Source organism: Bacillus sp. S4, from assembly GCF_040838205.1.
In the GTDB taxonomy this organism is placed as follows: Bacteria; Bacillota; Bacilli; order Bacillales; family Bacillaceae_G; genus Bacillus_A; species Bacillus_A cereus_U.
On record NZ_JBFPJI010000025.1, the window covers coordinates 1 to 26735 of the forward strand.

Sequence of the window (26735 nt, forward strand, 5' to 3'; positions counted from 1 at the left end):
AAATTATACGCAATTGTGGTTCTAATTTCAAGATGATGGTAGCAATGTTAACCTATCCCTTTACGAAAAATTAAAAATATAAACATTTTATTAAAAATTTTAACAAAAAAATAAAAAACTATATTCACAATCGTCTAATTATATGTATAATGAAAATTGTAGAAACTTGGAGATTATTCTTTCAATTCTACTTTTCTACAAGTGAGGGTACAGGAAGTGCAATTAGGGGAGGCAACACAACATGAAGAAAAAGATACCGCTATTGCTTGCATCGACGTTGACAGTAAGTGTGCTAGGAGCCTGTAGTTATCAAAAAGATGATAATAAGGCAAGCGCGAAAGGATCCAGTACTTCAAATAAGCAAGTATTGAATCTAACAGAAACTGCTGAAATACCAACAATGGATACGACGTTATCAACGGATGCAGCATCTTCTAACATCATGAATAACACAATGGAAGGATTGTATCGTCTGGGGAAAGACGATAAACTTGTTCCGGGAGTCGCTAAATCTTCTGAGAAATCAGAAGATGGCAAAAAGTATGTATTTAAATTACGTGAAGATGCGAAATGGTCGAATGGTGAACCTGTAACAGCGAAAGACTTCGTTTATTCTTGGAGAAGAGCTGTTGATTCAAATACGGGTGCCAAATTTGCTTACATACTATTTGATGTGAAAAATGCAGAGAAAATTAATAAAAAAGAATTACCAGTTGAGGAACTTGGTGTAAAAGCAATTGATGATCACACACTTGAAGTGGAATTAGATAACCCTGTTCCTTATTTTGTAAGTTTAACAGTCTATCCAACATTTTATCCTTTGAATGAGAAGTTTGTAAAAGAACAAGGAACAAAATTTGGATTAGAATCCAATACGACACTTTATAATGGCCCATTCGTTTTAAATGAATGGAAACATGAACAAAGTTTCCACCTTAAGAAAAATCCAACGTATTGGGAAAATAAAGAAGTGAAGCTTGAGGAGATAAACTTCAATATTGTTAAGGATCGTTCAACTGCTATAAATTTATATGAAACGAAAGCGATTGATCGTGTAGTATTAACATCAGAATTTGTAGATAAATACAAATCAGATGCTGATTTTAAAACAATTAAGAGACCATCTACACAATTCATTCGTTTAAATGAAAAAAATAAATTTTTAGCAAATAAAAATATCCGAAAAGCAATTGCGATGTCCTTTGAACGTGAAAATATCGGAAAAGTTATCTTAAACGATGGTTCAGAAGGAATGTATGGTTTTGTTCCGAAAGGTTTGGCAAAAGGACCTAACGGAAAAGACTTCCGTGAAGAGAACGGAAAGCTTATAAAAGAGGATGTTAAAGAAGCTCAAAAATATTGGGAAGCTGGTAAAAAAGAACTTGGTGTAGACAAAGTAGAGTTAGAGTTATTAAACTTTGATACTGATGATGCCAAAAAAATCGGAGAGTATTTAAAGGGACAATTCGAAAAGAACTTACCAGGTTTAACAGTTTCAACAAAAATGCAGCCATTTGCACAAAAATTAAAACTTGAAGCAAGTGGAGATTATGCGATGTCATATGCGGGATGGAGTCCAGATTATATGGATCCAATGTCATTCCTTGAAATGTATACAACAGGTAATTCACAAAATAAAGTGAATTACGCAAATCCAGCTTATGATGAACTAATTAAGAAAGCCAAAACAGAAGTAGATGTACAAGCTCGTTGGGATGCTCTATTAAAAGCAGAACAACAACTGCTTGAAGATGCAGCGATTGCTCCAGTATATCAACCTGGAAAGGCATATTTACAACGTAGTTCAATTACAGGCCTATTAGAACATAAATACGGCGGAGAATTTAGCTATAAGTGGGTTGAACTCAAAAACTAAAAATGGTTTCCATCATGAATAAGGGTATATGCCTATGATGGGCGTGTGCTCTTATTTTAAAAAAATAAAAGTAAGAATATTTCAAACTATCTTATTGCTTTTGAGAAAAACGGGGAGGTGCTTGACTATGGGACGTTATGTATTAAAACGTTTCGTGTACATGGCTTTGACATTATTTTTAATTACTACACTGACTTTCTTCTTGATGAAATTACTTCCGGGTTCTCCGCTTAAAAACCAGGAGAAATTATCACCGGCACAAAAAGAAATCATTCTTGAAAAATATGGTTTAAATGATCCAGTACCAGTTCAATATGCACGTTACTTAGGTAACTTAGCGCAAGGTGATTTAGGGGTATCATTCCAATATGATAACCGCCCAGTAACAGACATGATTGTGGATCGCATTGGACCATCAGCACAACTTGGTTTACAAGCGATTATATTAGGAACATTTATCGGTTTACTTTTAGGAATTGTTGCGGCACTTCGTAATAATACATGGGTCGATTATAGTGCAACAGTTATTTCGGTACTCGGGATGTCGGTACCATCGTTCGTATTCGCCGCATTACTACAATATTTCGTAGGGGTAAAACTTGGCTGGTTCCCAGTAGCGTTCTGGAAAGGACCAGAGTTTACAGTAATGCCTACAATTGCATTATCGATGGGAGTTATCGCAACAATCGCACGTTTCTCTCGTGCAGAATTAATTGAAGTTATGCAGTCTGATTATATTTTAACAGCGAAAGCAAAAGGAATTAGTCAAGGCGTTATCATTGTCAAACACGCACTTCGTAACGCGTTAATTCCAGTTGTAACAATTTTAGGACCAATGGTTGCTGCATTAATTACAGGAACACTTGTTATCGAGCAAATTTATGCTGTACCAGGACTTGGGGAACAGTTCGTTAAATCTATTACAGTGAATGACTATACAGTTATTATGGGAACTACAATTTTCTATAGTGCGATCTTCATCTTAGTTATTTTCATTGTCGATATTTTATACGGAATTATTGATCCTCGTATTCGTTTAGCGGGAGGGAAAAAATGATGAAAGATGTACAAAAATTATCTCCAGATTTATTTCAACAAGCCAATCAAAATAATGTTGATAATGAAGTCATTGCCCGTCCAAGCTTAACGTTTTGGCAAGATGTACGAAGACGCTTGTTCCAACATAAAGGCGCGATGTTGGGTTTCGTATTATTGAGCATTATTGTACTACTAGCAATTTTTGGACCGATGGTAAGTAAACATTCTTATAAAGAGCAGGATTTAGGTCGTGCGAAAATGCCACCGAAAATTCCAGTGATTGAAAATATTCATTGGTTACCATTTGACGGCACAGATCAATATGGTGTTGACCAATATGCAAAACGTGATATTAAAGAGTACTTCTGGTTTGGTACAGATGATCTTGGCCGTGACTTATGGACAAGAACATGGGAAGGTACACGCGTATCATTATATATCGCTCTTTTAGCAGCAGCAATTGACCTAGTAATTGGGGTTGCATACGGGGGTATTTCAGCATTCTACGGCGGTAGAGTAGATAATATTATGCAACGTATTATGGAGATTATTAATGGTATTCCATACTTAATCATCGTTATTTTAATGGTAATCATTATGGGATCAGGTATTTGGTCGATTACACTTGCGATGGCAATTACAGGTTGGATAGGGATGTCGCGTATCGTTCGTGGACAGATCCTAAAATTAAAAAACCAAGAGTATGTATTAGCGTCTCGTACATTAGGTGCAACAAATACACAATTAATTGTGAAACACTTAATTCCAAACGTTATGGGACCAATTATCGTAATGACAATGTTTACAATTCCATCAGCGGTGTTTGGTGAGGCATTCTTAAGCTTCATCGGTTTAGGAATTCAGCCACCATTCGCATCACTTGGTTCTCTTGTAAATGATGGATATAAATCAATTCAAACGTATCCACACATGATGTTCATCCCTGCGGTTGTCATCAGTATGTTAATTCTAGCATTCAACTTAATGGCAGATGGATTACGCGATGCGTTAGATCCAAAAATGCGTAAGTAAACGAGGAGGGAGAAGTAAAAATGAAAACATTGTTAGAGGTAAAAGATTTACAAGTCTCCTTTGATACACATGCAGGTGAAGTACAAGCAGTGCGCGGAGTTACTTTTGATTTGAAAAAAGGGGAAACATTAGCGATTGTAGGAGAGTCTGGTTCTGGGAAATCAGTTACTTCTAAAGCGCTAATGGGATTAATCCCGAATCCTCCAGGCCGTATTAAAAATGGAGAGATTGTATTTGACGGTCGTGATTTAACGAAATTAACGGAAAAAGAAATGCAGCAAGTACGCGGTAAAGATATTGCGATGATTTTCCAAGATCCAATGACATCGTTAAATCCAACGATGACAATTGGTAATCAGATTATGGAAGGTCTTATTAAACACCAAGGGATGAGTAAAGCGGATGCACGTAAAGTCGCTTTAGAATTAATTGACCTTGTAGGTATTCCAAATCCAGAAGCTCGTTTAAAACAATATCCTCACCAATTCTCAGGTGGTATGAGACAGCGTGTAGTTATTGCTATGGCGTTAGCTTGTAATCCGAAATTATTAATTGCCGATGAGCCGACAACGGCTCTAGACGTTACAATTCAGGCGCAAATTTTAGAGCTTATGAAGGACATTCAGCAAAAAACAGAAGCAGCAATCATTTTCATTACGCATGACTTAGGTGTAGTGGCAAACGTTGCAGACCGAGTTGCGGTTATGTACGCTGGTAAAGTTGTTGAAATTGGAACTGTTGATGAAATTTTCTACAATCCACAACATCCATACACATGGGGCTTAATCGCATCTATGCCAAGCTTAGATGGTTCAGAGGACGAGCTATATGCGATTCCAGGAACGCCTCCAGACTTATTAAAACCGCCAAAGGGTGATGCTTTTGCACCACGTAACCCGCAGGCGCTGAAAATTGATTTTGAAATGGAACCACCTTTATTTAAAATAAGTGATACACATTATGCGGCAACTTGGTTACTTCATGAGCAAGCGCCAGAAGTAAAACCGCCAGCAGTTGTTGAAAAACGTATTCTTCAAATGAAAGCAGGTGAACAACATGACTAAACAACGTGAGAAATTAATTGAAGTAAAAAATGTGAAACAACACTTTGATGTGAGTGGTGGTGTTGTTAAAGCAGTTAATGATATTTCATTTGATATTTACCGCGGTGAAACATTTGGACTTGTAGGAGAATCTGGTTGTGGTAAGTCAACAACTGGAAGAACGATCATTCGTTTATACGATGCAACTGCCGGTGAAGTGTTGTTCGATGGTGAAAATGTACATGGGAAAAAATCACGCGCAGAACTTAAGAAGTTCAACCGTAAAATGCAAATGATTTTCCAAGATCCATATGCATCATTAAATCCTCGTATGACAGTAGGGGATATTATCGCAGAAGGTATTGATATTCACGGACTAGCAAAAGGTAAAAAAGAGCGTATGGACCGTGTTCACGAGCTGTTAAATACAGTTGGTTTAAATAAAGAGCACGCGAACCGTTTCCCGCATGAATTCTCAGGCGGACAACGTCAACGTATCGGTATCGCTCGTGCGCTAGCTGTAGAACCTGAATTTATCATTGCTGATGAACCAATCTCAGCACTTGACGTATCGATTCAGGCGCAAGTTGTAAACTTACTGAAACAGTTACAAAGAGAAAAAGGTTTAACATACTTATTCATCGCCCATGATTTATCGATGGTAAAATACATTAGTGATCGCATTGGTGTAATGTACCGTGGTCAAATCGTTGAGATGACAACAAGTGAAGAGTTATATGCGAATCCAATGCATCCATATACAAAATCACTACTATCAGCAATTCCACTTCCAGATCCAGATTATGAGCGCAATCGTAAACGTATCGTATACGACCCATCGCAGCATGATTATGGTAGTGAAGTGCCAACAATGCGCGAAATTCGCCCAGGACATTTCGTATTATGTTCTGAAGCAGAGTATAAGAAATATAAAGAAATCTATCAATAAAAAAGTAGAGCCATTCTTCTATTACAGAAGGATGGCTCTATTTTTTTATACTAGTTAAACTTAAGTTAGTATAAAGCGATTTTATCCAAGTTCTTTTTCTGTTTAAAGACAGCGAAGTAAGAGTTTCCGAGAATGAAGAAAAAGGCGACTGAAATCAGCCGCCTTTTCTTCATTTAGAAACACTTTTATTTTATTGCGCTTGAACAGAAACGCTCTCATCTTGCTCATCAGGTTTAACAAGTGCATAACTTTCCCACGATCTACTTCTCCATCGGAAGAACATAATAATCGCCCGCGTCCATTCATCGATAGCAATCGCTAGCCAAATACCAACGAGACCCATATCTAAATGGAAGGTGAAAAAGTAACCGAGTGGTAAGCTCATTAACACCATGGAGAATGCTCCGATTAAAACAGGATATTTGGCATCGCCAGCCGCACGAAGTGAATTAATGATGACGATGTTCATCGTCCGTCCTGTTTCCAGTAGTACACTTAGTAAAAGAACGCTTGCTCCTAGAGAGATAATATGAGGATTATCCGTAAATAGTCCCATTAATTGTGTTCGGAATGTAACAACGAGAATGACCATAAATAGAGTTACACCAATCGCCCATTGTACACTTTTCCATACACGTGTGTACGCTTCATCTTTTTCATTTCCGCCAACTAGGCGTCCAACGATAATAGCTGTTCCCATACCGATAGCAATGGCGAATAAATAAGTGAACATGGAAATGTTAGTAGCGTATTGTCTTGCAGCTAATGATTCCGTACCTAAGTATGTTGCGTAATATAAGAAGACAATTTGACAAGCTTGATACATGACTTGCTCGAATGCCGATGGAATGCCGATCTTTAAAATTTTGCCAACGTATTCTTTTGATAAAGTGAAGTAATATTGTAATTTCACACGGTATTCCATAACGCGATACAGTAACCAGAAGAAAACGATAAGTGCGATTAACCGGCTGACAGCAGAAGAAATAGCAGCCCCTTGCACACCAAGTTCAGGGAAACCGAATTTCCCGAAAATAAGTACGTAGTTTCCGGCGATATGAATAATATTCATTCCAAGCGAAACAAACATCGCTTGCTTTGTAAAGCCGTGAACGCGGATAATTGCGGCTAATGAGTTAATAATAGCTTGAAGGAAAATAGCTCCTCCGACGATGGATAGATAGCTTTGTGCATACGTTAATACATCGCCTTGTAAGTTCATTGCCATCATCATATGTTTTGAGAATAAAAGAAAACCGGCGCTTATAACGAGCCCGACTCCTAAATTTAATGTTACTGCTAATGCTGATATTTTTGATGCTTCCATAAAGCGTTTAGAACCGAGGTATTGGGATACAACGATAGCTGCACCATTCCCGATGACTTCTAGTACTAAAATCGCGATATGAAGGTATTGATTCGCTGCACCAACCCCAGATACAGCATCGTCTGATAATGCACTTAACATGAAAGTATCAGCGATCCCCATCAGCATAAAAAGAAAAACTTCTAGAAAAATAGGCCATGTTAATAAGAATAAACTTAATTTCTCTGTTGGCCCGTTTTTTGAGTGAATTGCTGTCATGTCCGTCCCCTCTTTACCGATATCTATTTTTAGCAAAGTGTATCGTAACACACTTTCATATCCTTTGCACTTATTTTAGCCTACATATTTTCAATATGAATAAACCTTCATTTTATGACAAAAAAGGAAGAATAATTATACGTAAGATATTATAGGATATAAAATTTGTTTTTCTCTGATAATTTAGAAAAGTATAAAATTTGATATTTTTAACACTTTAGTCCAATAAATACGCAGTATGAAACGTTTACAAATATACTGAACGTTAACAGAAAATTTTAATAAAATAGAAATATAAATATACAAAGAATATATTTGTGTGTATAATATGAATTATTAGAACATATATATATTTCTTTCTGTTTGAAAATGAAAGGGCTAACATTTTTTTGGAGGGGTGGAAGTATGAAAAAAAAGATACCAGTTTTTGTAGCATCAACAGTAGCAATGAGCATGATTTTAGGGGCATGTAGTTATGATAAGGATGAGCCGCAAGCGAACGCAAAAGGGGAAAAGACTGCGGAAAAACAAGTAATTAATTTAACGGAAGTATCTGAAATTCCGACAATGGATACGACACTTGCATCAGATGCAGCTTCTTCAAAAGTTATGAATAACACAATGGAGGGGTTATATCGACTTGGAAAAGGTGATAAGTTAGTTCCGGGTGTTGCGGAATCTCATACTAAATCTGAAGATGGAAAAAAATATACGTTTAAATTGCGTGAAGATGCAAAATGGTCAAATGGAGATCCTGTGACAGCGAAAGATTTTGTATTTGCATGGCAAAGAGCAGTAAATCCTGATACAGCAGCTAAATCAGGTTATATTATGCTAGATGTGAAAAATGCAGAGAAAATTAATAAAAGTGAATTATCCCCAGATCAATTAGGTGTAAAAGCGATAGATGACCATACATTAGAAGTAGAATTAGATAATCCTGTGCCATATTTTCTTGATTTAACAGTGTATCCGCTATTCTTCCCGTTAAATGAGAAGTATATGAAAGAACAAGGAGCAAAGTTTGGTTTAGAGGCGAATACAACTGTATATAATGGACCGTTTGTATTAAATGATTGGAAGCATGAGCAAAGTTTCCAATTAAAGAAAAACCCGACTTATTGGGATCAAAAAGAAGTTAAGTTGGAAGAAGTGAATTTTAATATTGTAAAAGATACAGGAACAGCTGTGAATTTATACAATACAAAGTCAATTGATAGAGTTGGTTTATCAGCAGAGCTAGTGGATAAATACAAAGGTCAAAAAGACTTTAAAACAATAAATGACCCTACAGTATTCTTCTTACGTTTAAATCAAAAAAATCCAGCGTTAGCTAATAAAAATATTCGTAAAGCTATTTCGACTGCTTATGATCGAGATGGAATTGGAAATGTCATTTTAAATAATGGCTCTAAAGGAGCTTACGGTCTTGTCCCAGCAGATTTCATTAAAGGTCCAGATAAACAAGATTTTAGAAAAGAAAATGGTCAACTTTCTAAAGTGAATGTGAAAGAAGCGAAAAAATTGTGGGAGACTGGTAAAAAAGAATTAGGAACTGACAAAATAGAGTTAGAATTATTAAATTTCGATAATGAAGAGTCAAGAAAAATTGGAGAGTATCTAAAAGGAGAACTGGAAAAGAATTTACCTGGTTTAACCGTAAATATAAAAATGCAGCCATTTGCACAAAAATTAAAACTTGAAGATAGTGGTCAGTTTGATATTTCGTTTACTGGCTGGGGACCAGATTTTCCAGATGCAATTACATTCCTTGACATGTTTGTAACAGATGGTTCACAAAATAAAATGGGTTATTCTAATGCTCAATACGATGAAATCATTAAGAAAGCGAAACAAGATGGTTCAGATGTAAAAGGGCGTTGGGATGGTTTATTAAAAGCAGAGAAAATACTATTTGAAGATGCAGCGATCGCACCAGTATTCCAGCGTGGTAGATCTATTTTAGAGAGAGAAACAATTAAAGATCTTTATATTCACAAATACGGCGGGGAATTAAGCTTCAAATGGGCATCAGTAGAGAAATAACAAAAAAAGCAGGTGATTACCTGCTTTTTTTAGTACGTACGTTTTTTATAAATGCCTTTTCCGCCAACTTGGTTCCAGCCAGATTGTACATCTAAACTTTTGTTAACAAACTTCATTTTTTCTTTCCCACCAAAGAGTTTTTCACCGATGCTATTTGTAATGACACCAATCAATGCTGTTATTCCGATGATGAGGGTAGCAACAATGATAAAATCAGTAAAAAAAGCGATCATATGCACATTCCCCCTTTGCCTGTCTTTATTTTTATTGTATGAGATAAATGGTAAAAAAGAAAGAAATGTCAGAAAAATATTCGATTTACTTTAGAAAGCATATAGACATGAGCGGGGAGATTTGTTAAAATGAGAACAAGTGTTCTTTTTGTTTCTAATCTTTAGAGTCTTACATTTCTCAATTGTTTTGTCGGGAAAAGGTAAGAAAACGTTCTCTTTTTAATGGGGAAGATTATGAAACTGTAATTGTATATCAAGTGAAAAGTATTGTAGAAAGCAAGTATCAAAAGGGTTGAAGGCCGTTGTTAAAGGACAGTTTTAATGAGTGTAATCATGTTACATAGCAGTGGAGTACACGGAGAATTTTTCTCAACTAGCAGTAAATTCACTGTATATTTCTTGCAAAAACTATTGTATAATGATTATAGAAGTTACTTATTAAAAGTAATTGTTGTTGCTTACATGAATTGCGATTTTTTACTTTGCTATAAGACAAGTTATCGCGAAAAATTGCGGAAGTTAGAAATTTAAACTGTAATTAGTACAGAATTTGTACTCTTTAAGGAGAGTGAGCTTTGTATGGTAACATTATATAGTTCTCCAAGCTGTACGTCTTGTAGAAAGGCGAAATTATGGCTAGAGGAAAATCATATTCCTTATACAGAACGTAATATTTTCTCAGATCCATTAACGATTGATGAGATTAAAGAGATTTTACGTATGACAGAAAGCGGAACGGATGAGATTATTTCTACTCGTTCAAAAGTTTTCCAAGAATTGAATGTGAACTTAGAGTCTTTACCACTTCAAGATTTATATAAGATGATTCGTGACTATCCAGGTATTTTGCGTCGTCCAATTATGATTGACGAAAAACGCCTTCAAGTAGGTTACAACGAAGACGAAATCCGTCGTTTCCTACCACGTACAGTAAGAACGTTCCAATTACGTGAAGCACAGCGTCTTGTAAATTAATTATAATAATATGAAAACCTTCTACCTATTATAGAGTAGAAGGTTTTTTTTTACTGTTTAACATTACGTAATCGCACTTGTTGAACGATAAAGCCTATGCATAAAATCGTGAAAATGAACAAATAAGGGATACTTGCGGTAAAACTAGGATTATGATGAAAAAACGTTGCAAGTCTGTCTTCATGTGTAATCATTTTTCCTGCTGTATAGGCGAGAACTGCTGCTCCGCAATAAATGAGAAATGGAAAGCGTTCCATGAGTATTAAAATAAGTTTGCTTCCCCAAATGATGATCGGGATAGAAATGAATAAACCGATAATTACGAGTGAAAGTCTTCCGTGAGCTGCTCCTGCAATGGCAATAACATTGTCAAACCCCATAACGAGATCCGCGAATACAATTGTACGCACAGCTTGAAATAAAGTTGTTTTTCCTTTGATAGAAGAAAGATCGTTGTTATTATCAGTGAGTAAATTTACCGCAATTAATGTGAGTAAGATTCCGCCGATGAGTTGTAAAAATGGGATATCAAGTAAATAGACAGCTAGTATTGTGAGGAGAATTCGTAGCACAATTGCTAAAATAGTACCAATCAAAATGGCTTTATTTCGTTTTGCTTCAGGTAAATTTCGGCTAGCTAGTGCGATGACAATTGCGTTATCGCCACCTAGTACAACATCGATACCGACAATCATTAGTACAGATGTTAAAAACTCTAAGTCCATTCGTCTGCCTCCATTTATGATGTTTTAATAAGCGAAATATATGTATGTGGTGAAGAAAGTTTGTCTAGTTTTGATCCCGCGCCCCCCGGGGACAAAATAATCACCTATAATAGAAGTTTCACTTTATTACAGTGTACGGGGGAATATGGGAATGTATGTCCAAATTTTTTGTGAACAGTGAATTGGTATAATGGTATATTTATCCCGATTAGTGCGAGCTAATAATCAGTGGAGGATGAAAAAAATGCTGATTAATGTTTCACTTTATGTAAACGGTCGAATACAGATAGGTATATAACTATTTTTGTAAAATAAATCGATTTTATTTCCATTCTGGAGAATCTTATCATAAAATGAGAGTACAAGAATCTATTGTTTTGTCATATGAGTGGGGAATCCCTTCATAATAATTCTGAGCAGGAAGGGAGAGTTGTATTTTGGATATTGAAAGAATTAATGACCATACGATGAAATTTTTTATTACGTACATTGATATAGAGGACAGAGGGTTTAACCGTGAAGAAATTTGGTATGATCGCGAACGAAGTGAAGAGCTCTTTTGGGAGATGATGGACGAAGCTCGTGATCATGATGATTTCTTTGTCGATGGACCGTTATGGATTCAAGTGCAAGCAGTCGATAAGGGGATTGAAGTACTTGTAACGAAAGCGGAGCTTTCAAAGGATGGACAAAAGCTGGAACTACCAATAGGTGTGGATAAAATTATAGACATTCCTCTAGATGAAGGCATCGAATCATTATTCCAGCAAGAATTAGTGGAAGAGGTAGAAGAACAAGTAGGAACAAACTTTAATGAAGATGGTACGTTTGGCTTTTTAATTAAGTTTAATGATTTTGAAGATGTCATTTCATTAAGTCATCGTCTTATCTTTGAAGATATAAAAGATGAATTGCATTCATTTGAGGACCGCTATTATGTATATGTGGAATTTGATGAAGTGCTACATGATGAAGAAGAGATTGATCGTATTTTAAGTATTGTTTTAGAATATGGAGAAGAATCTACTTTAACGATTCACCGTGTAAGTGAGTATGGGAAACAGGTTGTGAAAGAGCGTGCGCTTGAGACAATTCGCAACAATTTCCCTCCTAAAATGTAGGCCGATTTCTATAGTATGAAATCGGCTTTTTTTATGAAGAATAGGAAGGCTTTCTTATTTAGGGGGTAAGAGATGAAAAATACACTAAAACTACTTTTCTTTTTTCTACTACTGTTCGCATTATTTGTTTCATTACGCATGTTTATTGATGTAGCATTTTATTCGGATGTCATGGGGATAAAGGATGTTTCGATTTTAGGTATTATTAGTATTTTATTTACGGTTTCCGCATTTTTAATTGGATGTGTTATTTTCTTAGAAAACCGCCATCCGTCAAAAACACTTACGTGGTTAATCGTACTAGGTATTTTTCCAGTGTTCGGTTTCTTTGCTTATCTTTTATTTGGACAAAACTTTCGCAGAAAAAGAATGTTCCAAAAGAAGGCATTACTCGATGAACAGGCGTTTTTACAATATAAGGGACACGAAGATTACGAAGAACGGATTTTACGAAATCATAAGCATCAAGAATTGTTATTTCGTTTAGCAGATCGACTCGGTGCTTTAAATATTTCATTTCAAACTGAAACGAGGACATTAACAAATGGAGACGAAACGTTTCAGGCAATTTTAGATGGGTTAAATCGAGCGAAACACCACATTCATATGGAGTATTACATTGTGCGTGATGACAAGCTCGGTACAGAAATTAAAGATATTTTAATAAAAAAATCAAAAGAAGGCGTTGTCGTTCGTTTTTTATACGACGCGGTTGGAAGCTTTAAATTATCAAATTCGTATATTGAAGAATTGAATGATGCAGGAGTAGAAATGATTCCATTTTTCCCTGTGCGTTTTCCGATTTTAAACGATAAAATTAATTATCGAAACCACCGAAAAATCGTTATTATAGATGGAAATGAAGGGTTTGTAGGTGGATTAAATATTGGTGATGAGTATTTAGGGAAGGATAAATATTTCGGTTTTTGGCGAGACACGCATTTATATTTACGCGGTGAAGCAGTTCAAAGTTTACAGCTGATTTTCCTTCAAGACTGGTTTTATATGACTGGTGAGGCGGTATTAGCACCTGAATATTTACAAGCGGAAGCAGTTGAGGGTGATCATTGGGGCGGCGTCCAACTTGTTGGAGGTGGACCAGATAATAAATGGGAAACAATTAAACATTTATATTTTGCAATGATTGCTTCAGCTAGGAAATCGATTTGGATTGCAACACCATACTTTATTCCAGATGATGATATTTTATCTGCATTAAAAGTAGCTGCACTTGCTGGTATTGATGTTCGCTTGTTAATGCCAAGTAAGCCGGATAAGCGCACTGTCTTTTATGCATCAAGATCGTACTTTCCGGAGTTATTAGATGCAGGAGTAAAAATATATGAATATGAAAAAGGTTTTCTTCATAGTAAAGTCGTTATCGTGGATTCTGATCTCGCATCAATTGGGACAGCTAATATGGATATGAGAAGTTTTCATTTAAACTTTGAAGTAAATGCCTTTTTATATGATACAGATAGCATTCGAAAGCTCGTTCAAGATTTTAAAGACGATTTAGAAGAATCAAGTGAAATTCATGTTGACCGATTTCATAAGAGACGTCTTCATAGGCGGATTGTTGAATCGACGTATCGGTTATTATCACCCTTATTATAGAAAGAGATGTCCTAATTTAGGACATCTCTTTTTTTGAAAGGAATTTGTAGTAAATTGTAGAATACAAGGAGTTGAAAGGGTGTGATTGTGATGTTTATTGCAAGGAGAGAAAACGGAGAAAAAATTCATCTATTATATAACCGGGATGAAGAGCGTTTACGCGAAATGCGTAAACGAGAAAAATTCTTTTGTACAGCTTGCGGAAAAGAAGTGCAAATGAAATTAGGAAAACAGAAGAGCTGGCATTTTGCTCATAAGAAAGTGGATTCATGTCTTACCTTTTATGAAGCAGAATCTATGTATCATATGCACGGTAAAGAATTGTTATATAGATGGTTAAAACGTCAAGATTTTCATGTAGATATAGAACATTATCTACCAGTAATCAAGCAACGGCCAGATATTTACGTAGAGAGAGCGGATAGAAAAATTGCGATTGAATATCAATGTGCAAATCTCTCCGTAGAGCAGCTTTATAAGCGAACATATTCGTATTGGCAAGCTAGTATACAAGTCATCTGGATAATCGGTGGAAATCAGTTGAAAAAGCAATCCGCCTATTGGATGACATTCTCCTCCCTTATGGCGTTCTCCTTACAACCTTATCCTCAGCCATTTCTTATTTTCTTTTGTCCGAAACAAAAATCGTTTATGAAATGCGCGTTTATCACTCCGTTTTCTACAAATGTTTCTTTCTCACATACTATTTATTTACCAACCGATACGACTACTATTGACATGCTCTTTTCTCCCGTTCCTTTCCGGAAAGAGGTATTAGGACAAGAATGGAAGAGAAAAAAGAACCATTTTCGGCAAAACGCTCTATCCATCTGGAATTATAATCATAAGTCACTACTCCGCCTCTTATATCAATATAAATGTACTCCAGCGAGTTTTCCTTCTGAAATCGGTGTTCCGCTCCCATCCTCATTTGCTTTTCAAACAAATCCATTTATATGGCAAGCTTCTCTTTATATGAAGTGTATAGGTATGCTTAAGGTAGGGGAGTATATTTCTCTGCAATACGTATGTAACTATGTAGCAAAGTATACGAAGAGGCGTCTACTTCCGTATTTTGCACAACATATATGGAAGGTAGCAGTTGCGGAGTATATGACATTTTTATGTTATGTAGGTGTATTAATAAAAATAGGTATTAATAAGTATCGGAAAATAAGAGATATTGTATTGGTAAAAACAGAGGAAGAAATTATGAAATATGATGAAATTTGCTTAGCGCATGCACTATCTCTATTTGAGACAAAGTACAACATGAGAGAGGGAAAAGGGGATATAATAAAGACTGATCGTGAAGGAATTACATAAGAAAAATCGAATTGTACTTAAGTAGAGATATTATAAGGAGGGCTTAAAGAATGGCTGAAAAAAATACAGTGAAATCATTACCAAATCGCAATGAGATTGAAGAAGCAAACACATGGCGATTAGAAGATATTTTCCAAACAGATGCAGAATGGGAAAAAGAATTCCAAGCTATTAAAGAGCTATTGCCAAAGTTAACTGAATTTAAAGGGAAGCTTGGCGACTCTGCAGACAATTTGCTTGAGGCATTGCAATATGAAGATGAAATTTCAATGCGACTAGGTAAGCTATATACATATGCACATATGCGTTACGATCAAGATACAACAAACTCTGTGTATCAAGCATTAAATGATCGCGCAACAAATTTATACTCACAAGTATCTAGTAGCACAGCTTATATCGTACCTGAAATTTTATCTATTTCAGAAGATACATTGCAAACTTTCTTACAAGAAAATCGAGAACTAAGTGTATATGAGCATGCATTAGAAGAAATTACACGTCAACGCCCGCACGTATTATCTGAGGCAGAAGAAGCGTTATTAGCAGAAGCATCTGAAGTGATGAGTGCATCAAGTAATACATTCGGTATGTTGAATAATGCGGATTTGAAATTCCCATCTATTAAAGGTGAGGATGGAGAAGAGGTAGAAATAACACATGGTCGTTACATTCAATTTTTAGAAAGTGATGATCGTCGTGTACGCGAAGATGCATTCAAAACTGTACATGAAACATACGGGAAATATAAGAACACATTTGCAAGTACGCTAAGCGGGGCTGTGAAACGTAATAATTTCAATGCGCGCGTTCGTAAATACGATTCTGCACGTCAAGCTGCATTAAGTAATAATAATATTCCTGAGGCGGTGTATGATCAACTTATTGAATCGGTAAATGATAATTTACACTTACTACATCGATACATTGATATTCGTAAGCGTGCTCTAGGTCTTGATGAGCTTCATATGTACGATTTATATACACCACTTGTACCAGAAGTGAAAATGAATGTGAAGTATGAAGAGGCGCAAGAAATGTTATTGAAATCTTTAAATGTACTTGGTGATGAATATGTTGAAATTTTAAAAGAAGCATATGAAAATCGCTGGGTAGATGTATATGAGAATAAAGGAAAACGAAGCGGAGCATATTCATCTGGTGCATACGGAACAAATCCGTATATTTTAATGAACTGGCATGATAATGTAAATAATTTATTTACACTTGCTCATGAGTTTGGTCATTCAGTGCATAGTTACTATACAAGGAAGACACAACCGCACGTATATGGTGATTATTCAATCTTCGTTGCAGAAGTAGCTTCAACTTGTAATGAAGCGCTTCTAAATGATTACTTATTGAAGACGACAGAAGATAAGAAAGAGCGTCTATATTTATTAAATCACTATTTAGAAGGATTCCGTGGTACTGTATTCCGTCAAACAATGTTTGCAGAGTTCGAGCATATCATTCATAAAAAAGTACAAGAAGGACATGCTGTTACGCCAGATATGTTAACGGAGATTTACTACGATTTAAATAAGAAATATTTCGGGGACGCTTTAGTAATTGATAAAGAAATCGGTTTAGAATGGTCTCGTATTCCGCACTTCTATTACAACTATTACGTATATCAATACGCAACAGGATTTAGTGCAGCGACAGCTTTGTCAAAACAAATTTTAGAAGAGGGACAACCAGCAGTAGAACGTTACATTAACGAATTCTTAAAAGCTGGAAGCTCTGATTACCCAATTGAAGTGTTGAAAAAAGCAGGAGTAGATATGGCATCGCCAGAACCCGTAAAAGAAGCATTACAAGTATTTGAAGAGAAGTTAAATGAATTAGAAGCACTATTGTTTGAAGAGAAATAATGAGAAAAGACGAGGGATTTTATCCTCGTCTTTTTTGTTTGGAACATTTTCTCAAAAGTATACCGTGTCGATATTTGTCGAATAATTAAGGTGATTTTCTTTACTTTTTCTACATTAGAAGGAATTTTTACGACTTATTTTTGTAGTTAAAATCCTTTAAATCGTTTTCTATAGTTGAAATAAGAGACAGCGATGACGATAACTCCGAATAAAAGAGGGAAGGCAATAATTTTAGGGAAAGCTTGTAATAGAGAGAGGATATACAAGAAAAAAGAAACAATAACACATAGAAAGATAAGAAATATATGAGACTTTTTCATAAGGAAACCTCCTAAATTGCTTTTTTTATAGCTTATTCAAGAATGAAAACGTTTAGAATGTGACAAAAGTGTGAAATTCGACAAAAGGGGTTGTCATCTGACGTCGAATCTTGTAATATAATAAGCGTGAACGAATTCACATACAAACATATACCCCTTTGTTTGAACGTGAAAATTTCTCCCATCCCCTTTAATATTTTTATAAGCCGTAAAGAAGAAGACCTGGTGTTTACACCAGGTCTTCTTCTTTTGCTATCCATTTCCAATAACGCTCGCACTTCACTTCAATCATTTGTACTTTTCGTTTTAGTTGTAATTTCTTTAGTTCACGCTCTATTTCTTGTTGAGGGCAGTCATATATAAATGAGATTTCCTTTGAAGAAATAAATTGTGTTGCTTCTAGTAATACTTCTAAAGGAGGTAATGGCTCTGGCTCAATCTCGCATTTTACAAGTTCTTTTAATAGCTGTACGTATACATCATAGGAATAAATTCCCGCGATTTTAATACCTTCCTCATCTGAATTTGCATGAAAAAATAGGAGGGAAGGTATTTCTGTAATATGCATCTCATTTGTGAATTTTAGGTCGCATTGGAAAGCTTTTTTTGCGCTAACTGAGTGTAGGTCTTTTTTAAATTCCTCTACATCAATGCCACTATCTTTAGCGCATTTCAACAATAATTCACAGTCAGGGTTTGATACATTTTCAAGAAGAATGTATTCTTGGAGTTTTCGCAAAAATTTCGAACCTGCTTTTCGGCCTTGCAACTCCGCCGCCTTAATTGCCATCGAAACTAAATATGGTGTTGACGATGCCTCTTGCATATGTACTTTTCCATCACATGAAAACCCTTGTAAACTTGTTGTTTTTTCCCACACAAATCGAATATTAGCAGGTTTATTCCATTTGTGTGAGGAAGCGTTTGCTCCGTCCACTTTTCCTGTTACGATATGACGAATAGAGAAGTATTTCCCATACTCAAGCCATAGTTTAATAATAAATGGCTCGATATCCCAGCAATCTTTACAAAGTGGATCAATAAATAAATATGCTTCTACAGATTTATGCTCGCATGTGGAAGGAGAAGGCATATTTATATGCTTTGCTTCCTGCTTATCCATTACACTTCACCTGTTTCATTTGGAGTATTGACCATATGTTGAGCAGTTAATGCTAAACGTTCAAAAACAAACTCTCTTATATGACCGTGCACTCCTGTATCATCCATTGCTTGCTCCATACATGATAGCCAAGCTTCTGCACGTTTTGGAGTAATCTCAAACGGAAGATGGCGTGCTCTTAGCATAGGATGACCATGTTCTTCAGTGTATAAATTAGGACCACCTAAATATTGTGTTAAAAATTGTTTCTGCTTCCTAGCAGTTTCTGTTAAATCATCCGGGAAGATCGGAGATAAGTCAGGGTGTTCACTGACATAGGAATAAAATGTATCCACTAATGTTGCAATGCATTGTTCACCGCCAATTGCTTCAAATGGTGTCATCGGTTGCTTGCTCATCCTTTATAAACTCCTTTTTCCATGAAATGTATATCTATTGTAGCAATGGAATGTTATGAAGGGCAACTAAACAGCCTTCATAACATTCTTTGCTTATTCTATATGTTGCTAATAAATCTGCACTTTCCAAAAAGGTGAAACATAGCCACCAGTAAATCACTTCTGCACTGATGGAAATTTTACTTTAGCGCTCTTCGTTTTGTTTGGCAAGGAAAAAGCGTTTTACTTTGTTGTTTGTATGACGAACTGGTACGTTATGTTGCTTTAATAACCTTATAAATGCTGCTTTACCGGTCTTTTCATCTTGCACTTCGTATTCAATTTCATAATCATCGTGATTGTAATAGAAACTATGATCAAAGACAAGCGTTCCGCCTTCAAATAATGTTTCAGCTCTTTCTGTTGTTAAACTACCCATATAAGTTAAAGAGGAAACGGGAATTTGTAATTTGTGTAGCTGATCCATTACAGTTCCTTGAATGAGTGCGTTTGTTTCCATCATAAGTTTTGCTTCTTTTTCTGTTACAGACTGATGAGTTTCTAATAAACCAATTTCAGCAGGTTGTTTTAATGTTAATGTATAAGTTCCATCTTTATGACGAATACGAAGTGCAGAGCCTGCATCTTTTAAAGAGAAGTGAGGTGTTTCAAAGTAGTGATTCACTTGTTTTGTAAATGCTTCAATAGAAAAAGATTTGCATAATGTTTGGAATTCTTCCTCTGTAACCATATTTTTAAATTCAATTTCAATTTCTTGTGTCATTTTATGCGCTCCTTTTGAAAAATAATTCTTTCCACATTATCGCTTTTTCGCAAATTTGGTTCAATGTTTTATTTGTTTGCGTCCATGTTATGATACAATAATACTGTTAAGTAAGACAGGAAGTTGAGATGGAGGAGTTTGAGCATGCAAAATAAAATTCAAGTTAAGAGCGTAGAAATGAGAGAGAATGCGCTTATTTTTTGTGCGGAAAATACTGAAATAGAGGTAAAGGAGTTAAGTGCGCGTAATCACGTACTTGTAGACTCAGACAATTTATCATTTTTATATATCTTAGAAAATGAATCATCTTTCATTTATGTAAGTATTCCGCATACATGCTGGGAAGCAATGCATGAAGCGATGAATAAAGATACAGCGATGTTTATTCGCGTGAATGATGTTGAAATAGAATTAGAAGGATTAAAAGAAGAAGTAGAATATTTAGTTGAAAATATTGAAGGTAATGCAAATTACGGAGAAGAACTAGTAACTGCTGTAGAAAAAGTGTTTCTATAAGTAAATGGATTGATTTTGGTGGTGGTTGAAATGAATCGTAATTGGGAAGAATTTTTAGCGCCTTATCACCAAGCGGTGGCGGAGCTGAAAGTGAAACTAAAAGGAATGCGTACTCAATTTGCAATGTTAACGGAGCATTCTCCAATTGAGTTTGTAACAGGAAGGGTAAAGTCGGTTGCAAGTATTATTGATAAAGCGGAGAAGAGAAGTGTACCGCTAGACCGAATTAGAGAAGATATGCAGGACATCGCGGGCCTTCGAATGATGTGTCAATTTGTTGATGAGATTAAGCCTGTTGTAGAATATCTTCGAAAACGAAATGATTTTGAAATTGTGGAAGAACGTGATTATGTAACGCAAAAGAAAGATAGCGGCTATCGCTCTTACCACGTTGTCATTAGTTATCCTGTTCAAACGATACAGGGAGAAAAAAAAGTGTTAGTGGAAATTCAAATTCGCACGTTAGCAATGAATTTTTGGGCAACGATTGAGCATTCTTTAAATTACAAATATAGTGGACGTTTTCCTGAAGATATTAAAATACGCTTACAACGTGCAGCGGAAGCGGCGTTTTTATTAGATGAAGAAATGTCTTCCATTCGTCTTGAAATTCAAGAAGCGCAAAAGGTCTTTTCACGAAAGCAGGAAACGAAAGATTCTGAATCATAAACTAAAGGGTGTTGGGCGATGAAATTTACAATTATGTCAAAGGGAGATCAATCATCAGATACACTAGCAAGTACGATGAAAGAATACTTGCTAGATTTTGGGTTTACAATGGATGAAAAGGAACCTGATATTGTAATTTCTGTTGGCGGAGATGGAACGCTTTTATATGCATTCCATCGTTACTATAATCGATTAGATGAAACCGCATTTGTTGGTGTACATACAGGACATTTAGGTTTCTATGCAGATTGGTTACCAACGGAAGTAGAGAAGTTGGTGATTGCAATCGCTAAAACACCGTTCCAAGTGGTTGAATATCCACTTTTAGAAGTGATTATTCGCTATGTGAATGGTAGTAAAGAGTCGCAGTATTTGGCGATGAATGAAGCGACTGTAAAAAGTGCAGAAGGTACATTAGTAACAGAAGTGGAAATACGCGGAGAGTATTTCGAAACGTTTCGCGGAGATGGTCTTTGTATTTCTACTCCTTCAGGAAGTACCGCGTATAATAAGGCGCTTGGCGGAGCAATTATTCACCCTTCTATTGAAGCGATTCAAATTGCAGAAATGGCATCTATCAACAATCGTGTATTTCGTACGGTAGGTTCGCCGCTCGTGCTGCCGAAGCATCATACATGCGTTTTAAAGCCGGCTGCAGGAATGAACTTGCAAATTACGGTGGATCATTTGACGATGGTTCATCAAGATGTGAAATCAATTCAGTATCGCGTTGCAAACGAGAAAGTACGATTTGTTCGTTTCCGTCCGTTCCCATTCTGGAAACGTGTTCGTGACTCGTTTGTTGCAGATAAATAGAGAGGGTTTATATATTTGAACAGATTTACATTGAAATGGGATATAGGGCTGGCTGAAGAAGGAACTTTAGTTAGAGAATTTTTGAAAACAAAAGGGATTTCGAAAGCCGCTTTAACGGATATAAAGTTCCGTGGCGGAGCAATTGAAGTAAACGGTCAACACACGAGTGTTCGTCACAAGTTACAAGCTGGTGAAGAGTTACAAGTCTTTTTTCCAGTGGAGGAAAGAAGTGAAGGGATGGAAGTGGAAGAGATCCCTTTATGTATCGTATATGAAGATGACGCGGTTCTTGTTATAAATAAAGAAGCAAATATGTCGACAATTCCGTCTAGGGAGCACCCGTCAGGAAGTGTTGCGAACGCTATTTTACATCATTATGATAAACAAAATCTTGCAAGTACGGTGCACATTGTGACGAGGTTAGACCGTGATACTTCAGGGCTTATGTTAATTGCGAAAAATAGATTCGTTCACCACCTTTTATCGAAGCAGCATCAACAAAAAGGGGTGAAACGAACGTATGAGGCAATCGTTCATGGGACTATTTTAGAAGAAGTAGGAACGATTGACGCGCCAATCGGACGAAAAGCGGATAGTATTATCGAGCGAACTGTCTGTGAAGATGGTCAAAGAGCTGTTACTCATTTTAGAGTGATGGAGAGTTATTCAGATAAGACGCATGTAGCGCTTGAGCTCGAGACGGGAAGAACACATCAAATTCGTGTACATATGGCATATATAGGACATCCGCTACTTGGGGATGATTTATACGGCGGCCGAAGAGATGTGATAAAACGTCAAGCGCTTCATAGTACATCTTTGACGTTTTATCATCCTATTTTAGAAAAGGGAATGACTTTTACCGTAAGTATCCCAGAGGATATGCAATACGCTTTACATAACAATTAAAAGGGAACAAAATTCTTATCATAAAAAGAATTTTGTTCCCTTTTTTTAGCGGAATAATATTAAAATTTGATGTTCACCAGTACGCTTTATAACGAAAAAGCCACTTTCAGCTTTTGTAGCAATGCCGTCATCATTTGGACGACAATATCCGTGTGTTTCGCAAGTACCGTCATCACGTACTAACATTTGTCCAATTAATCCGACAGGAAGCCACTCAGTACGGTCTCTTCTTGATAGATACTTACAAGCTGGATTCCATTCTGTATTTAAAAGAGGTTGTATTTCTTGCGTATCCGTACGCGTATATTGACGTTTTCCGAAGCGGTCTGTTTTATAGCGTTTTTGCCAACTTAAAGCACCGCTATTTCCTATGAGAGCAGGAGTAGCGCTAGATATGCCTAATATGAATGTATCATTTGAAGTAGCTTTTCGAATTTTTTCTTCGTTACTAAATGTAATGAAATAACCAACATCAATAGGGCTATGATCTGCTGCCTCAAACATTTGTGCAAAATCAGTACCACCTGCATTGTAAGAAGCACCATCGATATACATTTCTCCGTTATGGGCAAGCCATTTGGCACCTATATTATAATCAGTGTCATTTGTCCCATTTGCAATAAACCAGGAATAAGCTTCTTCTGCTGTACCAAATTTACCCATAATATGGCTGCCTGCAAAATTAGCTGTTGATGTATGATTTCCTTCCGCATGAGATGAGAATCCGTTAGCGATAGTTGCGGTTCCTTCTGCATGTGCTGCTTCGCCGAAAGCAATTGTATGCTTTCCTTCCGCGTGAGAATAAGGACCGCCTGCTGTCGTTTCACTTCCTTCACTATGCGAACTATGTCCAGTTGCCTTTGTTTTTGAACCTTCTGCATGAGAAAAGGCACCCTCTGTATGAGTAAGAAATCCTTCTGCATGTGAGGCTATCCCGTCAGCCGTAGAGTGAAGGCCCTCCTTATATGCGTATCTGGCTACTTTTTCATTCTCAGCAGGAGTAGGTGAAAGTATAGGGGGCTGAGTGATAGTAGAATCCTCTTTTTTTATGTCATTGGTTAAAGTTAATCCCTCTTTTATTTTTGTTACTTGCTGTATAATATTGGTGGGAATTACAGCCTGTGCTTTTTCTTTAATTGCTTTAGGAATTTCAGCTTGGACCTTTTCTTTAATTGTTTCAGGAATTTCTTTGTTTATATTCTCCTGTAAATTCTTTGACTCAAGTATAGGCTCATTGTTATGAGAAAGGCGTTTCTTTTTTTGTAGTGCCTTTATTTTTCTGTTATCTATAATTCGTTTCATAACAGCATGTTCTAAAGAAATATATGTTCCTCTCGTTTTCCCTGTTTTTGTTTCCATACGTTCTTCTATTTCTTCAATAGCCGCAGCTCGTATGCTACACCAGTTGTTAATTCCGTATATGGGATGATATAAAGGAGAGAAATTTCTTTTTTGTTTAGATCGTTTTTTCTTCATTCCGTCACCTCCTGCGACAGTATATGCCGCATAGTAAAAAAAAGATGCACTTCATAGCATCTTTTTTTACTATATGACCGATTTTTAACGAGGAATTCGCCTAGAAATCATTCTTTATACGTACTCGGAATGAATTGTACAAAGGTAAATGTAATTATGAAATTGGGCGGAACTTCTCAGTGACAAAAGGTAGGGAAGAAGGAACGGAAATGGCCTCCATTTCAGGATAACGAAGTCCAGTTAGTTTGCCGCCAAATACAGCGCCGGTATCAATATTGATTGTATGATTCACAAAGCGAGGCTCGTTGACAGGTGTATGTCCATATATAATCCATGTTTCCCCCTTATACTCTTTCGCCCAATCTCGGCGTACAGGTGAGCCGTCAGGATGCTTTTCTCCTGTAATATCACCATATAATACAAATGTTTGCACTTTTTTATCATTTCTTTCTATGTAATCCTGACGAATGCCGGCATGGCATACGATTAATTTCTTGTTATCCAGTATGTGATACAGGGGGGACTGCTCGTAAAGCGTAATGAACTTTTCTTTTATGATTTGTTGTTTATTAGAAGGTAATGCTTCATATTCGGCAACAGTTGTTTCGAGTCCATGAGCGATTGAAACATTACGCCCAAGGAAAAAACGATACAGTTTATTACAGTGATTCCCAGGCGCATAATAAGCTTCTTTTCTATTTATTACGAGCTCCCATACGATTTCAATCATACGTAATGAATGAGGGCCTCGGTCTGTAATATCACCAACGAACGCCAGCTTTCGTTTGGCGTTATGTATAGGGAGACCACTAGCCCAGCTGTATCCTAGTTTCGTTGTTAAATCTTGAAACTCTTGGAAGCATCCGTGAATATCACCTATAATGTCATACTTCATATGTAAACCTCCAGTTCATCTTTTCATTAGTATATCTAAAATGAATATAGAAAAAAACATACCGGTTTTCCGATATGGTTCATTTAAACATAAAGATTTGTGTTCTTGAACGTACGTTTAAAATAAATCCAATAGCAATCATGTATGTGAGTAGTGAACTCCCGCCATAGCTCATAAGAGGTAATGTTATTCCTGTAATAGGGAGTAAACCGATTGTCATCCCAATATTTTGGAATACTTGGAAGGTGAACATTCCGATTGTACCAGCGCAAATATAACTACCGAAAGGTTCATTGCTTTCTAAAGCGATATGGATCATTCGGTAAATGAGTAAGAAAAAAAGTGAAATAATAACATTTGCTCCTAAAAAACCGAATTGTTCAGCGACATTTGTGAAAATAAAATCTGTATGTGGCTCTGGAAAATATACTTGTCCATTTTCCCATCCTTTTCCTTGCATTTCTCCTGATCCGGTAGCTAAAAATGCCTGTCTTAATTGGTATCCTTGTGAGTCATATTCGTAAGGGGATAGCCAGCCATAGAAGCGGTTTAATTGATACTCTTTTAAAATATGCTCTTTAAAGAACTCTGTATGAGTGAAATAAATATATATTAAGGTAGAGCCTATGACGAAAATGACGGAGGTTAATCCGAGGATAAGGCGCCAATGTATACCAGAAACTAAAATCATTGCTGCAAGCATCGCGGAGATTACCATAGTGTTTCCTAAATCAGGTTCTTTTGCGATTAAAAGTAGTGGAGGTAAACTAGCTGCGAATATTTTTCCAAGTAAAATAAAATCTTCACGAGTTGTCCGGAAAAAGTACTTTTCATTATGATTTGCTATAATTCGTCCAATGATGATAATTAAAAATAATTTCATAATTTCAGAAGGTTGAAAGTTTCCGATGCCTGGAAGTCTATACCATGCGGTAGCCCCTTTAATCGTAACGGCACCCGGAACTTGAAGTTCTAGACCAATAAGAAGTATGAGGGCAAAGCTATACAAATACCAAGCAATTTGTTTATATCGATCGAAATCAATAATCATAATAACGCCAATGGCCACAAATCCAATGACATACCATTGGATTTGTTTTAATGCAAAATTTATGTGTTGTAAAAATGGTGGTAAAGAAGCTTGTGCACTTGCAATAGCAAAGCAGCTAACAGTCCCAATGGCAAATAAAATAAAGATTAGTAAGTAGTCTATTTGATATTGAGAGTTCGTATCTTTCACGGTATGTATTCCTTTCTATCGCCTAGTAAGTGTGATGATGACGTGATTGCAAAAAAATAATATGCAAGTAGACTGTTCATACATTTATTCCACTATTTATGGAAAGTCATACATAATAGGAAGGAATATCTCTTTTGTAATTATATTCAAGTTATAGGGAATATGTA

General features: G+C 36.2%; 24 protein-coding genes and 1 pseudogene. 16 read left to right on the forward strand and 9 right to left on the reverse strand.

All coding sequences use genetic code 11. The features are described 5' to 3' along the window. Positions 1-32: 32 nt before the first annotated feature. The 6 genes and pseudogenes from AB3X48_RS05695 to AB3X48_RS05720 all read left to right on the forward strand — a co-directional run bounded on the left by AB3X48_RS05695 (position 33) and on the right by AB3X48_RS05720 (position 5938). A pseudogene (locus AB3X48_RS05695) lies at positions 33-245 on the forward strand (hypothetical protein). Continuing rightward, positions 242-1876 carry a peptide ABC transporter substrate-binding protein gene (locus tag AB3X48_RS05700; RefSeq protein ID WP_016104175.1) on the forward strand — a complete coding sequence of 545 codons (1635 nt, stop codon included), beginning with the start codon at positions 242-244 and terminating at the stop codon, positions 1874-1876. Before AB3X48_RS05695 ends, AB3X48_RS05700 begins: the two are co-directional and overlap by 4 nt. Before the next feature lie 127 nt (positions 1877-2003). Continuing rightward, entirely contained in the window at positions 2004-2933 is a 930-nt protein-coding gene (opp3b, locus tag AB3X48_RS05705) for an oligopeptide ABC transporter permease (protein ID WP_000534171.1), read from the forward strand. Then, complete coding sequence (gene opp3C / locus AB3X48_RS05710; protein WP_016104176.1) at positions 2930-3946, forward strand: oligopeptide ABC transporter permease; 1017 nt, start codon at positions 2930-2932, stop codon at positions 3944-3946. The genes opp3b and opp3C overlap by 4 nt, the downstream gene beginning before the upstream one ends. Positions 3947-3966: 20 nt before the next feature. Next, on the forward strand, positions 3967-5010 hold the full coding sequence (locus tag AB3X48_RS05715) for an ABC transporter ATP-binding protein (protein WP_016104177.1): 1044 nt from the start codon (positions 3967-3969) through the stop codon (positions 5008-5010). After that, the gene (locus AB3X48_RS05720; RefSeq protein WP_088077991.1) at positions 5003-5938 is read left to right on the forward strand and encodes an ABC transporter ATP-binding protein; all 936 of its coding nucleotides are present in this window, start codon (positions 5003-5005) and stop codon (positions 5936-5938) included. Before AB3X48_RS05715 ends, AB3X48_RS05720 begins: the two co-directional genes overlap by 8 nt. A 190-nt stretch (positions 5939-6128) precedes the next feature. On the opposite strand, the gene AB3X48_RS05725 is transcribed toward AB3X48_RS05720, so the two are convergent. Continuing rightward, a complete protein-coding gene (locus AB3X48_RS05725) occupies positions 6129-7574 on the reverse strand; it encodes an MATE family efflux transporter (protein WP_016104179.1) in 1446 nt (481 codons plus the stop codon). 354 nt (positions 7575-7928) lie between these two features. Between AB3X48_RS05725 and AB3X48_RS05730 the strand changes: the two genes are divergently transcribed. After that, positions 7929-9569, forward strand: coding sequence for a peptide ABC transporter substrate-binding protein (locus AB3X48_RS05730; RefSeq protein ID WP_016104180.1), 1641 nt, complete (start codon positions 7929-7931; stop codon positions 9567-9569). A gap of 29 nt (positions 9570-9598) precedes the next feature. On the opposite strand, the gene AB3X48_RS05735 is transcribed toward AB3X48_RS05730, so the two are convergent. After that, on the reverse strand, positions 9599-9802 hold the full coding sequence (locus tag AB3X48_RS05735; RefSeq protein WP_000559981.1) for a hypothetical protein: 204 nt from the start codon (positions 9800-9802) through the stop codon (positions 9599-9601). A 579-nt stretch (positions 9803-10381) separates the two neighbouring features. Between AB3X48_RS05735 and spx the strand changes: the two genes are divergently transcribed. Then, positions 10382-10777, forward strand: coding sequence for a transcriptional regulator Spx (gene spx / locus AB3X48_RS05740; protein ID WP_002011348.1), 396 nt, complete (start codon positions 10382-10384; stop codon positions 10775-10777). A 50-nt stretch (positions 10778-10827) separates the two neighbouring features. On the opposite strand, the gene AB3X48_RS05745 is transcribed toward spx, so the two are convergent. Beyond that, positions 10828-11502, reverse strand: a complete 675-nt coding sequence (locus AB3X48_RS05745) for a TerC family protein (protein WP_002158886.1) — start codon at positions 11500-11502, stop codon at positions 10828-10830. A 437-nt stretch (positions 11503-11939) separates the two neighbouring features. Here AB3X48_RS05745 and mecA point away from each other — a divergent pair, with 437 nt between their 5' ends. From mecA to pepF, 4 genes are all read left to right on the forward strand, one after another. Then, positions 11940-12623: an adaptor protein MecA gene (gene mecA, locus AB3X48_RS05750; RefSeq protein WP_002201376.1), complete on the forward strand. Its 684-nt coding sequence runs from the start codon at positions 11940-11942 to the stop codon at positions 12621-12623. Positions 12624-12695: 72 nt separating this feature from the next. Next, the gene (cls, locus tag AB3X48_RS05755; protein WP_002149818.1) at positions 12696-14240 is read left to right on the forward strand and encodes a cardiolipin synthase; all 1545 of its coding nucleotides are present in this window, start codon (positions 12696-12698) and stop codon (positions 14238-14240) included. A gap of 90 nt (positions 14241-14330) precedes the next feature. Continuing rightward, positions 14331-15566 (forward strand): competence protein CoiA, encoded by a 1236-nt coding sequence (locus AB3X48_RS05760; RefSeq protein WP_033714752.1) that lies wholly within the window; start codon positions 14331-14333, stop codon positions 15564-15566. Between the two features lie 50 nt (positions 15567-15616). Beyond that, a complete protein-coding gene (pepF, locus tag AB3X48_RS05765) occupies positions 15617-17443 on the forward strand; it encodes an oligoendopeptidase F (protein WP_002158883.1) in 1827 nt (608 codons plus the stop codon). 549 nt (positions 17444-17992) lie between these two features. On the opposite strand, the gene AB3X48_RS05770 is transcribed toward pepF, so the two are convergent. The 3 genes from AB3X48_RS05770 to AB3X48_RS05780 form a co-directional block, all read right to left on the reverse strand. Next, on the reverse strand, positions 17993-18886 hold the full coding sequence (locus AB3X48_RS05770) for a ClpXP adapter SpxH family protein (RefSeq protein WP_016104182.1): 894 nt from the start codon (positions 18884-18886) through the stop codon (positions 17993-17995). Continuing rightward, positions 18886-19284, reverse strand: coding sequence for a globin domain-containing protein (locus AB3X48_RS05775; protein ID WP_000043388.1), 399 nt, complete (start codon positions 19282-19284; stop codon positions 18886-18888). Before AB3X48_RS05775 ends, AB3X48_RS05770 begins: the two co-directional genes overlap by 1 nt. Before the next feature lie 184 nt (positions 19285-19468). Further along, entirely contained in the window at positions 19469-20047 is a 579-nt protein-coding gene (locus tag AB3X48_RS05780) for a CYTH domain-containing protein (protein WP_002158881.1), read from the reverse strand. A 144-nt stretch (positions 20048-20191) separates the two neighbouring features. Between AB3X48_RS05780 and AB3X48_RS05785 the strand changes: the two genes are divergently transcribed. From AB3X48_RS05785 to AB3X48_RS05800, 4 genes are read left to right on the forward strand one after another with little or no spacing between them, the layout of a single operon-like run. Further along, positions 20192-20563, forward strand: a complete 372-nt coding sequence (locus AB3X48_RS05785; RefSeq protein ID WP_002149812.1) for a UPF0738 family protein — start codon at positions 20192-20194, stop codon at positions 20561-20563. A gap of 30 nt (positions 20564-20593) precedes the next feature. Beyond that, complete coding sequence (gene yjbM / locus AB3X48_RS05790; RefSeq protein ID WP_002158880.1) at positions 20594-21232, forward strand: GTP diphosphokinase; 639 nt, start codon at positions 20594-20596, stop codon at positions 21230-21232. Positions 21233-21250: 18 nt separating this feature from the next. Next, positions 21251-22048 (forward strand): NAD kinase, encoded by a 798-nt coding sequence (locus AB3X48_RS05795; RefSeq protein WP_000673196.1) that lies wholly within the window; start codon positions 21251-21253, stop codon positions 22046-22048. 15 nt (positions 22049-22063) lie between these two features. Beyond that, positions 22064-22957 (forward strand): RluA family pseudouridine synthase, encoded by an 894-nt coding sequence (locus tag AB3X48_RS05800; RefSeq protein ID WP_002202767.1) that lies wholly within the window; start codon positions 22064-22066, stop codon positions 22955-22957. A 45-nt stretch (positions 22958-23002) separates the two neighbouring features. On the opposite strand, the gene AB3X48_RS05805 is transcribed toward AB3X48_RS05800, so the two are convergent. The 3 genes from AB3X48_RS05805 to AB3X48_RS05815 form a co-directional block, all read right to left on the reverse strand. Then, positions 23003-24433, reverse strand: coding sequence for a peptidase G2 autoproteolytic cleavage domain-containing protein (locus AB3X48_RS05805; RefSeq protein WP_016104184.1), 1431 nt, complete (start codon positions 24431-24433; stop codon positions 23003-23005). Between the two features lie 154 nt (positions 24434-24587). Continuing rightward, the gene (gene prpE / locus AB3X48_RS05810; protein WP_002158876.1) at positions 24588-25328 is read right to left on the reverse strand and encodes a bis(5'-nucleosyl)-tetraphosphatase PrpE; all 741 of its coding nucleotides are present in this window, start codon (positions 25326-25328) and stop codon (positions 24588-24590) included. Positions 25329-25407: 79 nt separating this feature from the next. Further along, the gene (locus tag AB3X48_RS05815; RefSeq protein ID WP_016104185.1) at positions 25408-26568 is read right to left on the reverse strand and encodes an FtsW/RodA/SpoVE family cell cycle protein; all 1161 of its coding nucleotides are present in this window, start codon (positions 26566-26568) and stop codon (positions 25408-25410) included. Positions 26569-26735: the final 167 nt, after the last annotated feature.